This window comes from [Clostridium] innocuum (assembly GCA_012317185.1).
Classification (GTDB): Bacteria; Bacillota_I; Bacilli_A; order Erysipelotrichales; family Erysipelotrichaceae; genus Clostridium_AQ; species Clostridium_AQ innocuum.
Map to the genome: position 1 here is coordinate 2,854,651 of CP048838.1, position 13,631 is coordinate 2,868,281.

The following is a 13,631-nucleotide window of genomic DNA, read 5'->3' on the forward strand; positions in this document are numbered from 1 at the left end:
TTCTCATGTTATTAAACTATATATTGTATAAATTTATTTTAGTTTTAACAATATACTTTTTTCCTTTCAACATAATCTTATTTTTTTTATCTTTGATTGTATGCTAACAAACATTTTTTTGGTAACACCTAATGCAAAAGTGTCTTTTAATACGATTAAACCAAGATAATAAATGATTACTCCTAAACATATTTCAATTATTAAAGATAAAATGCTATATACTAAATATTTAGATATAACAATTATAGTCATGAGCATCAAGATTCCAGATATTAACTTCTTTGATATAATTTTAAACATTTGATTAAAGGAAATATACCCATCTGATTGTTTAATATATAAATAAGTAATTATAAATTCTGCTATAACAGACGCTATAATTGCACCTATTCCAGAAAATAATTTTATTAAACAAACATTTAATATACAATTAATCAATGTTCCAAAAATCAGTATTTTTGCACTTTTTGCTCTATTACCTGACGGATTATAATATAAATATCCGATTGTATTACTTATTCCCATAATAGGAATCAATAGTGACATTAAAATTAAAAATATTACGACTCTAGAATAACCTTCTCCAAAAAATACTGGTACGAAACATTTTGACACTGCACACAATCCAAAAAAAGCGCCAAAACTAAGAGTCATTATAAATTCAAGTGCGAAAGATAAGTTAAATTGAATTTCTTTTTTCATATTTTTGCTAAATAAATATGACATTCTTGAACTAAATAAAGTATTCATTGATGTAAATGATATTGTTCTAATGATTGAAATTATTTTTGTTGCTTGTTCATAGCAACCATTCTCTATATTATCTTTTGTTATTATTCCTATCAATGTTTTGTCAACAACTGTGTAAATTGTCGCTGCGATTGTTGGAACAAAATATATAAGCGTGCCTCTACAGTGGGCCAATAGATCCTTTTGTGTAACCTTGGATTTCACTATATATTTTGGCAAAAAAATCCACATACTTGTATTGCCTAAAAATGTTGATAAGGCTAATATTAAAATGTATATAGATAGATCATTAGGAGTTTTTACAAATAAAAATATAAAAATAACTCCCATAATTTTGAAAAATGAATTAATTATTACAGTATGTTTTAATTTTTCTATACCTAAAAAGAACCACGATATATCAAAAATAATTGCTAAAATATAAAATGTTTGAATAAAAAATATAAAACGATATTCGTCATAAAAAAGAACAATAAAAAACCACAAAATCAAACTAACTACAGAAGTTATTACAGTAATTAATTCAATTCCCCAAAATGTTTTACTTCTATCGTAAGTAGAATCTCTGGCCTTAGCGATTTCAATAATTCCATACGAAGCTGTGCCAAGACCTGCTATTAAAACAAAATAAGAGTTAATAGACAAAGTATAACTATAAATTCCAATATTATCTGGACCTAATACCCTTGAAACATATGGAGCAGTTATAAGAGGTGCAATTGTGGACAATATTTGTAAAAAAGTATTAAAAATAAAATTAACCTTCAACGAGGTTTTATTCAACTGCTTTTCCATATATTTATAGCACTCCTAAAGAAATAAGTAAAAACTTAATTTTAGTTTTAAATGAAAAATATGTATCTGGATTAAATCTTATTCTACCATTACATTCTAAACTATCAATTATTTTCATATCGTCTTTATCCAGATTTATTAGTTTAATCTTGTCTAGTTCCATTTCTTTTAGATGATGTTCTTTTGATGTACTTGGAATAGGTATATATCCTTTATTTATATTCCATTTCAGTATAATATTTGCTATAGATGTATTTTCTCTTTCGGAAATATTTATTAAATTAGTATTCTCAAAAAGTCTTTTATCAATTCTAGCGAAAGGTGAATAACTAATAATTTGAATATCATTTTTTTCACAAAATTCAACAGTGTCTTTTTGTTGAAATAAAGGATGAAGTTCGATTTCATTATACATTGGTTTTACCCTACAATTTTTCATTAACTTCATTAATTGTTTTTCGGTAAAATTACAAACACCTATTTCTTTAACTTTACCTGACAAATACAACTCTTCCATTTTATACCATAATTTTTTATATAAAAATGGATATGGCCAGTGAAGTAAATAACAATACAACTCAGTACCATTTTTTTCAATTTTTATCTTAGAGTCATTAAAATGTTGCTCAAAATTTTTAAATTGATCAACGAAAGAGAATTTTGTAAAAACTTTAAAATTATTGTCTCTAACATAGTCACCAACATAATCTTCATTAAAATAGTCATCACTTGTATCTACAAAATCAAAGCCTAATGTAGACGCCCTTGGTAAAACATTTTCCAACTCTTTTTTATACGGAAAACTACCTAATCCAATTATAAATTTTCTCATAATTAATTACTCCTATTTATAACTCTATTAATTTTACTGATTAATTTGCCGAATAAATTATCATTCGACAAAATGTCAATCAACTTAATATTCTTATATGTCATTTTTGTTAAACATTTTCTTAAAAAATGTTTTTTTATTGATTCATTATATGCAGGATTACCTGATACTATATCTTCAAAACTATATTTTTTATGAACAAGTTGTCGCTTTATTTTTTCTAGTTCACATTCCCCATGTTCTGTATTAATAATTATACATGATAATCCTTTATTGTCGTTTAAACTTAAATCAGTTTCCGCTTTACCCCACGCATCAGCAATAGTTATATCTGAGTTACGTCCATCAAGACCTTTAAACTTACATTTATAACATGATGGTCTTATATTCCAAGCATTGATATACGAAGCCATGTATGCATCATCAGTTCTTTCTTTTTCATATAACGCATTTTTTGACTCTATTCTTACTCTCCATAGTTTCCATCCATTAGACTTGTCTTTAAACTTTATATCAATTATTTCATCAATTTTAAAATTATAATTAAGATATTTGTTCCAAATACCTGGCGACGGAACACCGTGGCAGATCAAATCAACTGCAACTAAATTTGTATATGATTTTCTTAAATATGCTTTTAATCCCACTATTTGGCATGGAGTCCCTGAAAAAAGAACTTTCTTACCTTCGTCCAGATCTTTCTTTACTTGAACAAAAATATCACCTACATTACTTTGAGGATATTTTGATCCCTGCAGTAGCTTCAAATCTTCATAATTTGTTACTCTTCTATGCTGAGGAGAAAATTTATCATCAAATGCAACTCCATATACTGATCCACCTTCTAAAATACAATTTCTCCCTAATTCAAAAAAAATGCCACCAGATGTACTATTGAATCTAGATTTTGTATCACGAATATAAGCAATGTATGATTCGATAGGTTTATTGTCATTAAAATAATCAATATTACTCATATTTCTTCATTTCCTCATTATTTAAAGAATAGTTTAAAAATTCATTAGAATTCTCAACATATTTATCAAGTAAATCAGTCACACTCTCCCAATTTATTGGATTTTCATCTAAACCGTTGCTTATATTCCTATTCATTAATTTCAATTTTTTTGCCAAATCTAACAATCTTTCGTTATTATTGTATGATTTTTCAGGAATCTCGAAATAAAATTCTTTTTGAAAATTAATTGAGAAAGCCATTCCATGAAAAGATGTCGTAAATACCACCTCAGCATTTTTTTACTAGATTCAAGAATTCTTCAATAGATGCATAACTAAAATCAATATAATCATCTTTTGTGTTCAATCTATTTAAACTTACTACCTTATAACTATTTTTCTTTGCGTACTCTAACGCTTTTGAAACTAATTCAACTGGTTGATTAACATGATAAACCAGAACGTATTTTTTCTTCTATCAATCTCTTATTATTTATTAGTTCTGACCATTTTTTCATATTTAATAAAAAAGTAGGATCTAAAACATTAGTTGAGTCAATATTTAGATTATTTTTTAGATAAACTTTCAAGTTTTCTTCTCTTACTGAAATATTATTAAACTTGGGAAGATACTTTTTATAAGCATCAATTGCAAACTCATCCACATCAGACACTTTAAAACTTGCAGCATACGAAACTCTTCTAACATCATTTGGAAAATCCAACAAATACGTTGTATCATTTTCCAAAAGTTCTAAATTCCACACTTGATCACTTCCCGCAATGATAGTATCAAATGTGCTTATTAATTCAGAATCTACTGTTTCACTAATTTTTAAATACTTTTTAACAAATTGTTTTAATTCAAATTGTTTTATAGAATTGTTTCTTTGTTGCCTAAATCTTAAGAAGACTTTAATTAAAGATTTCAATTTATTTTTTGTTCCAATTGCTTCCCATGGCTTTAAAGGGTCGAAAAAAACCTTATTAAAATATAGAGGTGTATAGTCTATTACTTCCACATTATATCCTCTTTGTTCTAATGCATTTTGCAATGCATAACATTGCAATATAGCACCATAATTTACTGCATTATGAAATGTTAAAATACCAATTTTCTTATTCATACTTTCTCCCTTCAAAACATTGCTTAGAACATATTAAAAGCGGTTTTACATATTTACTCTTTCCAAATCACATTATTTTTAATTATTCTATTAAGAATTAATAATTGAGTTTTCTTCTGTATTTGAGTGCGAAATTACACTAGCAGCAGCAACTATTGTGTTGTTTTTTAATTCAACCCCCTTCAAAATTAGGCTTCGACAACCAATCCAAACGTTACTACCTATAATAATTTTTTTAGGATTATTAATTTGGTGTTCATCATCTATAGAATATATCTTATGAAAATCTGTATCTAAAATTAAAATATCCCAAGACAATAAGACATTAGATCCAAAATTTATATTAGAAACACATACTATTGCAGAATTTGCCGTAACACAAAAATTATCTCCAAAAACTATTTTCCCACTATTCGAAATTCTAGTTCCTTATCCAAAATGAGCTGAACCTTCAAATTGAAATATACCGTTATTATCCCAAATACTTCTTTCATATTTTTTGTCAAATATACCAACATCTACAAATCCAAAATATACACGACATTTTTTGTTTTTAACAAACACATTACCTGATAAGCGTTTTAATTTAGTATTTTTTGATATAATAATGATAGGATTAACCAACCCCTCCCATCCAAAATATCTATAATTTACTAATAATGTTTTGCTTATACTAATAGATAAGACTTTTTTTATTCTTCTCACTGTAAATGACCTTCAATTTCTGATTTATTGTCATAATTTTCCATAATTTTCTTATAGTCATTAAAACTCATTAAATTTAAATCTTTATCGCTAATAATCAAATTATCTTTTCCACCAATTAACTCGAATGGCCATTCAATCCCAATATCAGGATCATTGTACATAATTCCTGAATCACCTTCTTCAAAAAATACTTCAGTTGCTTTATAACTTACAATTGAATTTTCAATTACTAAATATCCATGTCCAAAATAAGCTGGAACCAGTAATGAATCCATATTTTCTGCTGTCAGATGGAATCCTCTCCATTGACCATATGTTGGAGAATCTGGTCTCAAATCAACAATAACATCATATACATGACCACTTACACAACGTACTAATTTAGGTTGTTGTTTAATTAATTGAAAATGTGATGCTCTAATAACACCCTTCTTTGAAAGAGTATAGAATACTTCTTTCAACTCGTGATTAATGCCATGGTCTTTAAAGACATCAATGTTGTAATCTTTAATTAATCCACCTCTATCATCTGAAGCAAAAAATGGTTTAATTAAATATGCATCTTTTAAATCTAATTCTTGAAAATTCCATTTCTGTACCATACCAAGTCTCCTTAATAATTCTCTAATGTATATTTTAATCCTTCTGTAAAATCTTTTGTTACAAAGTCACCAATGTCATTTAATAAATTTTTAGTGTCAAACATATCGAAAGTGTATTTAATTCCATCATCTTCTCTTACACCAATTCGTATTAAATCACTTTTTTTACACTGTTCACCAATTTCAGCTAAGTATTCTTTTAAAATTCTAGGTTTACCAGAACCAATGAAATAAAAATTTTCATTGAGTTTTGCCTCTCCAAGTCTATATACAGCTTCAATTAAATCCTGAACATAAATAAAATCATATGGTTGCATTGCAGGGCCAAAAGTCGCTTCATTACCTTTTACTAATTCACCTATTGTATAACTAACAAGATTTCCCGTTTTATTTTCAGGACCATATATATTTGAAAACTGCATCCAAACATACTCTAAGTCAATATTCTTACAATATGTTTCAAGAATTAAATGTGCTGATGTTTTTGCAACACCATACATCATCCCACCACTTGTTTTTTTTAGCTTGTTTAATGATTCTGTAGCTCTTTCAGCTATTGTTCCTGCGCATAAGAATCTTTTACAATTTATTTTTTTTGCTATAGTGGCACAATTCAAAGTCATTTCAATATTTTTTAATTGCACATATGGATTAGCTTTATCACCGCCATTTACACCTGCCCAGGCAAAATGATAAAAACAATCATATTTTTTTGAGGAAATTAATTTTTCTATATCTTCTGCATTATCTAAAGATATTTCGATAGCATTAATTAAATCAGACTTAGGTAATTTAGAATTCTTAAAAGATATATCAATTGCAACTACAAAAATATTATTTTGAATTATTTTTTTAATTAATGATGAGCCAATAAATCCATTGGCACCTGTAACTATGACATTTTTCATTCTTGCCTCCATTCTCTCGCTATGCGTGAGCACAAATTTTTATGAAACACCAGCACCATTACAATGCGTTATAATATAGTTAGAGAAGAAATATACTATAGAGCACGTGGAGGTGAGTGATGTTTTCTGTTTTTTAGTTTAACTCGTATTCTTATCTGTGCAGTCATCTGTCCATGCACAAACTTTTGTTCCCTTTGAGGACATACACTTACCAATAAAGTAATCTTGTTATTTGAATCGATATATTTGAGAACACAGATGGCAGTCAATGCTTTTTCTTTCTTTCAAAGGAGGCGGTTTTCATGAGCAGAGTGATGTACCCCATTGCTTGTGGTATTGATGTCACAAAAAGAAATTAGCTTGCACAATCATCATCGCTGAAAGTATGCAGGTGGAACCTGTTTACCATCACCGCAAATTCTCTACTCACAATTATGACCTTGTTAAACTCGTTGACTGGCTTGATCATTATGACTGCCACTGCGTCTGTATGGAATCTACAGGCAAGTATTGAATTCCTGTATTTAACTACCTTGAAGATCGTGATTTTGATATTGTTATCACTCATCCAAAGTATGTTAAATCACCGAAAGGTAAAAAAACTGATTTCTTAGATTCTATTCATATCGCAGAATTATTTCAAATGGGCGAAGTACAACCTTCTTACATGCCCAATTAAGAGTTTCGTCAACTTCATGACTATCTCGTTATCGTTATAAAATTACAAACTTTATATCTTCAGAAAAGAACCGTGTGCAGAATTGTCAAACTGTTTCCAATATTTCTTTGGCATTCGTTGTTTCTGATCCTTTTGGTGTCAGTGCTTCTGCCGTGTTTTCTGAACTTCTCACTTCCAGTGATGTCGATGAAGTCCATATCAGATCTTTACTCCGTGGTTCCTTGAAAAAGAAAAGTGAGGAAATTCTCAACTCCATCAGAGGTTTTCACCTTGATGATGATCAGTCATACAAAACCCTATTATCACTTGGTCACATGCAGTTTCTTGAAGATATGAAGTCCGCACTTTCTATTGAAATAGATAAAAGAACTTCGAAATACCATGTGTATATTGATTTTGCAACTCAATTGCCTGGTATTGGTCACCTTTCTGCGACAACGCTGGTTTCAGAAACCGGTGTTGATATGAGTGTTTTTTTCGACGTAGAACATTTTACTTCTTGGATTGGTCTTACCCCGACAAATAATGCGAGTGCCGATAAAAAGAAATCTGTCTGTATCTCTCATGCTGGAACATACTTACCAATGCTTATCCAATGTGCACTTGCCGCACTTAAAGATAAGTAATATCCTTACTTCAAGATCAAATATAATAAAATCAAAAAGCGCAGGGGTCATAAACGTGCGGACATCGCTGCTACCAGATTGATGGCAGTCTGCCTTTTTCATATGTTCAAATACTTGAAGGATTTCCATCCATCCGATTATGAGGAACTGATGTACCCTAATCCCCCTAAGCCTCGTAAGCAGGATATTTAATATGCTTTAGAGCTTTTACAATCTATAGGAGAATATAAAATTACTCCTATTTTAGCCGCAAGCTAATAATTCTGTCATTTTCGAGCTAAATATAGTTCGCTTTTGTGTTCTTTTTAAGTTGCCCTTTTCTTATTTTATTGCTTCACACTTAAATACCTTCCTTTAAAAATTCATTAATTTCTTTATCCATACATGCTCGAACATCTTCATTATTAATCCAACATTTAGACCACTCACATACTTTTTCGATAGCCGTATCTAGGTTCCAATGTGGTTTCCAATTGAATGTCGCTTTTAATTTTGAACAATCTAATTTTAGAAAATCAGCTTCATGAGGACCGCCGTCATATTGATTGATCCATTTCATGTTATCTCCCCATTTTGAAACAAAAACATCCACAATTGCTCCAGTTTGATAGCAATCAATATCATCTGGCCCTACATTGTAATATCCAGCATATTTGTTATCTTCATATTGCATAGCTGCTATCATTAAATATGCATATAATGGTTCTAATACATGTTGATATGGTCGAGTTGAGAATGGATTTCTAACTACGATATCATCATTCTTAATTGCAGCTCTAACGCAGTCAGGAATAATTCTGTCATTAGCGAAATCACCACCACCAATAACATTACCTGCCCTAGCTGTACTCACTGCAATTCCCATCTCATTAAAAAAAGAATTGATGTATGAATGAGTAACTAATTCAGAACAAGACTTAGAATTAGAATATGGATCGTATCCATCTAATTCTTCATTTTCTCTATATCCCCAATTCCATTCTTTATTTAAATACACTTTATCAGTAGTCACATTTAGGAATGATTTTACAGTTTTAGATTTTCTGACACACTCGCAAATATTGACTGTCCCCATAACATTGGTTTCATATGTATATCTTGGATCATTATAAGAATCTCTTACAATAGGTTGAGCAGCTAAATGAAGAACAATTTCAGGTTGAGCTTCATCAAACACACTTTTAAGAGAATCTAAATATCTTATATCACCTATTACTGAATGAATATCATCTTCAATTTTAGCAATTTCAAATAATGATGGAGAAGTTGGAGGATTTAGAGAATAACCCGTAACTTCTGCTCCAACATTAGTTAAAATTTTACATAACCAAGATCCTTTAAATCCTGTATGTCCAGTAATAAATACTTTTTTTCCTTTATAAAAATTAATATCGAACATGCCTAATCCTCCCATGTTTTCCAAGGTGCTTTACCTGAACTCCATAATTTTTCTAACTGCTGCTTTTCTCTAAGAGTATCCATACATTGCCAATAACCAATATGTGTTCTTGCAATTAACTCATTATTCGCAACCAAGCTATTTAATGGTTCTTGTTCAAAAACAGTATTATCCCCTTCAATTCTTTTGAAAATATCAGGATTCATAACCATAAATCCAATATTGATTAAATCTCCATCCAGATCAGACTTCTCTCTAAATGCATTTACTTTCCCATCTTTAGCTATATCAAGAACCCCTTTATTTTGACCGAAGTTGTATACAGATATTGTTCCAATTTTGCCATGTGCTTTATGGAATTTAATTAAATCGTTAATATCTACATTTCCAACAGCATCTCCATAAGTCATTATAAATGATTCATTTCCAATATAATCCTGTATTTTTTTAATTCTACCACCTGTCATTGTATTTAATCCAGTGTCTACTACTGTTACTTTCCAAGCTTCTGCATGCTTATTATGGACAATCATTTCATTTCCTTTGGTGAAATCAAAAGTAATATCTGATGTATGTAAAAAATAATCTGCAAACCACTCTTTAATAACATGCTGTTTATAACCGGCACAAATCACAAACTCATTGAATCCTTGTTCAGAAAACCCTTTCATAATATGCCATAAAATAGGCATTCCACCAATTTCAATCATGGGCTTTGGCTTGAACGCTGATTCTTCTGAAATTCTTGTTCCATATCCACCCGCTAAAATTACTACTTTCATTATAATATGTCCTCCTTAGACACAATTTTTTCTGCATCCAAATTTCTTAAATAATAGTTAATCATTTGTTTGCTTTTAAATAATAAAAACTTTATTCTTGAATACTTTGTATTAAAATCAAACATTCCTTTATCTCTAATAAGTTCTTTTGTTTCATCTATGTTTCGTTTATAGTTAAACCAATATATTTCATTATAAAAATATTTGTTAAACTGTAATTCCGATTCTTTCAATAAATATTGATTATATTCATAAAAATCTAACTGAGTAAATTTATTTTTTGTAACTCCAGATTCTAATCTATATACTGCCGTTCTATTTTTCATTATGTATACGTTGAATTTTTTTGAAAATTCATATAAAAACACAAAATCCCACGCTTTACCGAATACTTCTTTAATTTCTCCATATTCTTGCAAGCTATCATGTAAAAAACAAATACCGCATGTAGGAGCTAGAAAACAATCTCGCCATGACAATAGAGCATCCTTATAATCTACTTTTGTTAAATATTTTTTATACACTTTTCTTACACAAAATAATAAGCTTAGAGTATTTTTTAAAGCTTTTTTTAAAGATGAATATGATTGTGATAATACATAGCGTGATGGTATAAAACAATCAGCATCTAAGTTATTTTTCTTAGCATATTCAATAGATTTCATCAATTCTTTAAGATGATTTTTTAATAGATAATCATCATCATGTAAAAATAAAACATACTTACCTTTTGCTAAGTTAATACATTGGTTACAATTACCTAACATTCCAACATTTACTTCATTAGAAAAAAAGTAAACATTGTTGTTATCAATATACTGCTCACAAAGTTCCTTCATCTCATCTTGTGGATCATTATTAACCACTATTACTTCATACGAATATTTCTCAATATCATCTTGCATCAACACACTATCTATAGCTTGTTTTAAATATTGAGTTCTCTTATATGTTGGAATGCAAATTGAAAATTCTACTTCACTTCTTTTTCCGCTGATTAATGACTTTGAACTTGTTTTTTTGCACATAACATATCCCCCCTATAAGCAAAAATAAATATTAAAGTTGTTTGTACTATTGTAGATATAAACACGTCGTACATTATCCCAAACACTAATAAGCCTATGCCTAATAAAATTAAAGACATATCTTTTGATTTTATTAACTGAATATACAAATACAAATAAACTAACATACCTATAATCCCATTACCTAGTAAAATAGATGCAAAATCACACTCTATTGCCCAAGCACTAGTCAACATTGTTCGATTGAAATCAAAAAAAGATGCTATGTATTGGCTGTGGTTAAAAACTAACCCTTCCGTTCTAATTCCAACACCTATTAATCTTTCAATTATGTTCAAATCAAAAAACCACGAATAAATAGATAAGAACGGATAACTCATATGTCTACCAGTTCCATAAATATCAGCATCACTATTAAATATAGTAAGAATTCTCCCGAATAATAAATTGATATAATTTTGTACAGAAGGACTATTGTTATACACAACTATCACAGGAAAAAGTAGAATAACAACACCGATAAATGATCTAATAATAACCTTTTGCTTGATTCCATGTCTGTGCTTAACTAAGTATAAAAATAATTCTATACACATTAGCATTGCAATTGAAAACATCCCTACTCTAGATACCGCAAAAATCGTACTTGCAAAATATAATATTTTATATACTTTATTCTTATCAAAACAATAACCAATAAGCATTAGTATTGATAAGAATGCAGCATCACTATTCAATCCAGTTATTCTTAAAAAAATCTGAGTACCAGTGTTTCCATACGCGACTCCATAACTACCAAATATATGTGAAAACATTTGATTAATTAGAATATCTGTTATATTAATACTAATTGTGTTCCATAGCACAAATTGAATGAGAACGTAGATGGCATGAAATCTACATATCTTTATCATTATACTTTTAAATGATGAAAACAAAGCCTTCTTATTACTATATGAAAAAACGAAGAAGGCTATTGGGAAATATATAAATAAATATTGAACCGCATTATTAACTAATCGATCTTCCCATTCTAAAAAAGATATATAATCTCTAAAAGCTAACGATAAGATTGATCCTATTATCTGAATCATGTATAAAACTATAAAAGCTTTAATATATCTGTTACCTTGTATTTTCCCCTTTTTTACATGAAAAATATGATATAAACCATATAACTCTAAAGGTAATAGACCTATTTTATTAAGAGAAATACCAAACACTTGTAGACCAAGCATACTTGAACAAAACAAAGCAAAAGCAATACATAAACTTAGTATAAATGGAGTACTCATACTTAAATTAGATTTATAATTATTTAATTTTAAACTAGACTTTTTTATTTTCATAATTATATCCCTTCACATTGATTGTTATACACTTTGAATAAAAGTGCTTTATGTAAACTTAAATCATATCTAGAATAATCAAAATCAATTTTTCTTTCAGTACTTTTACATTTAATTTTATCTACCCATACTTTCGCAGGTTCATTTAAACTAACTACTTTAACATTTTTTGATAAAATTGCCTCTTCCGGTATTACACTTGAGCAAATACATGGTAAACCATTAATCTGCGCTTCAACAATCGTGATACCTAACCCCTCAAATAATGAAGGAAATACGAAATAATCCATTACATTGTAGTACAATTCAGGTCTAGAATTTGGAGATAAAAAAATCACATTTTCACTTAACTTATAATCATCGCATTGTTTTTTTATCGTACCAAGCATTTCACCATCTCCACATAATAAAAGCTTAGCATTACTATTTTTTTTACAATATTCTTGAAAAATATCAATTATAAACTTATGGTTTTTTTGATCTGTAAAACGTCCAATATGCCCTAATACAAAATCAGTACTTTTTATACCAAGTTCTTTACGGGTTATATCTCTTGTTGATCTTCTAAATTTGAATTGTTCAATATTTATAGCATTTGGTAATACTTGTGACTTCTTCGTAGTTTTACCAAAATAATCAGATACCTTCTCCGAACAAAACAAATTACAAGTCGAATACCTATCGCATAAATTGTTGCATACCGAATATACAATTTGTTTTAGGTGCTTGCCGTTAAAAACATTATGATAATGATTAATTCTGATTTTGATCCCATATTTTCTTGATAAATACAGAATATAAAAATTCATATAACTCATATTTGAATGGACAACATCGTAGTTACCATTTTTTAATATTTTTCTTATTTCAAAAATATTCTTGAGTAAATTTTTCCTTTTATGAGTCACAAACTTGATATTGAATCCAATATTTGAGAAACGTTGTATATCTTTTTCTACGGATATTTCACGTTGTGCAACTATATCAAAAACATATTCGTCTTTATCATAATTATTTAAATAATTAAACAATACTTGTTCTACACCTCCATAGCTCAAGCCGTTAACTACTAAACATACTCTTTTCACT

The 13,631-nt window shown here is 28.8% G+C and carries 12 protein-coding genes and 2 pseudogenes; 1 reads left to right on the top strand and 13 read right to left on the bottom strand.

Annotation, left to right across the window (positions count from 1 at the left end; genetic code table 11):
* Positions 1-66: 66 nt before the first annotated feature.
* The 8 genes and pseudogenes from G4D54_13885 to G4D54_13920 all read right to left on the bottom strand — a co-directional run bounded on the left by G4D54_13885 (position 67) and on the right by G4D54_13920 (position 6,679).
* Positions 67-1,545, bottom strand: a complete 1,479-nt coding sequence (locus G4D54_13885) for an oligosaccharide flippase family protein (GenBank protein ID QJA03458.1) — start codon at positions 1,543-1,545, stop codon at positions 67-69.
* 4 nt (positions 1,546-1,549) lie between these two features.
* Positions 1,550-2,377 carry an aldo/keto reductase gene (locus G4D54_13890; GenBank protein ID QJA03459.1) on the bottom strand — a complete coding sequence of 276 codons (828 nt, stop codon included), beginning with the start codon at positions 2,375-2,377 and terminating at the stop codon, positions 1,550-1,552.
* Between the two features lie 2 nt (positions 2,378-2,379).
* Positions 2,380-3,354 carry a hypothetical protein gene (locus G4D54_13895; GenBank protein ID QJA03460.1) on the bottom strand — a complete coding sequence of 325 codons (975 nt, stop codon included), beginning with the start codon at positions 3,352-3,354 and terminating at the stop codon, positions 2,380-2,382.
* A pseudogene (locus G4D54_13900) lies at positions 3,347-4,461 on the bottom strand (polysaccharide pyruvyl transferase family protein). Before G4D54_13900 ends, G4D54_13895 begins: the two are co-directional and overlap by 8 nt.
* A 90-nt stretch (positions 4,462-4,551) precedes the next feature.
* Complete coding sequence (locus G4D54_13905; GenBank protein QJA03461.1) at positions 4,552-4,779, bottom strand: hypothetical protein; 228 nt, start codon at positions 4,777-4,779, stop codon at positions 4,552-4,554.
* 111 nt (positions 4,780-4,890) lie between these two features.
* Entirely contained in the window at positions 4,891-5,166 is a 276-nt protein-coding gene (locus G4D54_13910; protein QJA03462.1) for a hypothetical protein, read from the bottom strand.
* Complete coding sequence (rfbC, locus tag G4D54_13915) at positions 5,163-5,771, bottom strand: dTDP-4-dehydrorhamnose 3,5-epimerase (GenBank protein ID QJA03463.1); 609 nt, start codon at positions 5,769-5,771, stop codon at positions 5,163-5,165. The genes G4D54_13910 and rfbC overlap by 4 nt, the downstream gene beginning before the upstream one ends.
* An 11-nt stretch (positions 5,772-5,782) precedes the next feature.
* On the bottom strand, positions 5,783-6,679 hold the full coding sequence (locus G4D54_13920) for an NAD(P)-dependent oxidoreductase (protein QJA03464.1): 897 nt from the start codon (positions 6,677-6,679) through the stop codon (positions 5,783-5,785).
* 302 nt (positions 6,680-6,981) lie between these two features.
* On the opposite strand from G4D54_13920, the pseudogene G4D54_13925 reads away from it, so the two are divergent.
* Positions 6,982-8,242: pseudogene (locus G4D54_13925) on the top strand (IS110 family transposase).
* A gap of 82 nt (positions 8,243-8,324) precedes the next feature.
* Here G4D54_13925 and rfbG read toward each other — a convergent pair.
* The 5 genes from rfbG to G4D54_13950 are packed head-to-tail and all read right to left on the bottom strand — an operon-like array spanning position 8,325 to position 13,630.
* Entirely contained in the window at positions 8,325-9,398 is a 1,074-nt protein-coding gene (gene rfbG, locus G4D54_13930) for a CDP-glucose 4,6-dehydratase (GenBank protein ID QJA05205.1), read from the bottom strand.
* Positions 9,386-10,165 carry a glucose-1-phosphate cytidylyltransferase gene (gene rfbF, locus G4D54_13935; protein ID QJA03465.1) on the bottom strand — a complete coding sequence of 260 codons (780 nt, stop codon included), beginning with the start codon at positions 10,163-10,165 and terminating at the stop codon, positions 9,386-9,388. Before rfbF ends, rfbG begins: the two co-directional genes overlap by 13 nt.
* Positions 10,165-11,193: a glycosyltransferase family 2 protein gene (locus tag G4D54_13940; GenBank protein QJA03466.1), complete on the bottom strand. Its 1,029-nt coding sequence runs from the start codon at positions 11,191-11,193 to the stop codon at positions 10,165-10,167. The genes rfbF and G4D54_13940 overlap by 1 nt, the downstream gene beginning before the upstream one ends.
* Positions 11,163-12,542 (bottom strand): hypothetical protein, encoded by a 1,380-nt coding sequence (locus G4D54_13945; GenBank protein ID QJA03467.1) that lies wholly within the window; start codon positions 12,540-12,542, stop codon positions 11,163-11,165. Before G4D54_13945 ends, G4D54_13940 begins: the two co-directional genes overlap by 31 nt.
* Before the next feature lie 2 nt (positions 12,543-12,544).
* On the bottom strand, positions 12,545-13,630 hold the full coding sequence (locus tag G4D54_13950) for a glycosyltransferase family 1 protein (protein ID QJA03468.1): 1,086 nt from the start codon (positions 13,628-13,630) through the stop codon (positions 12,545-12,547).
* Position 13,631 lies beyond the last annotated feature (1 nt).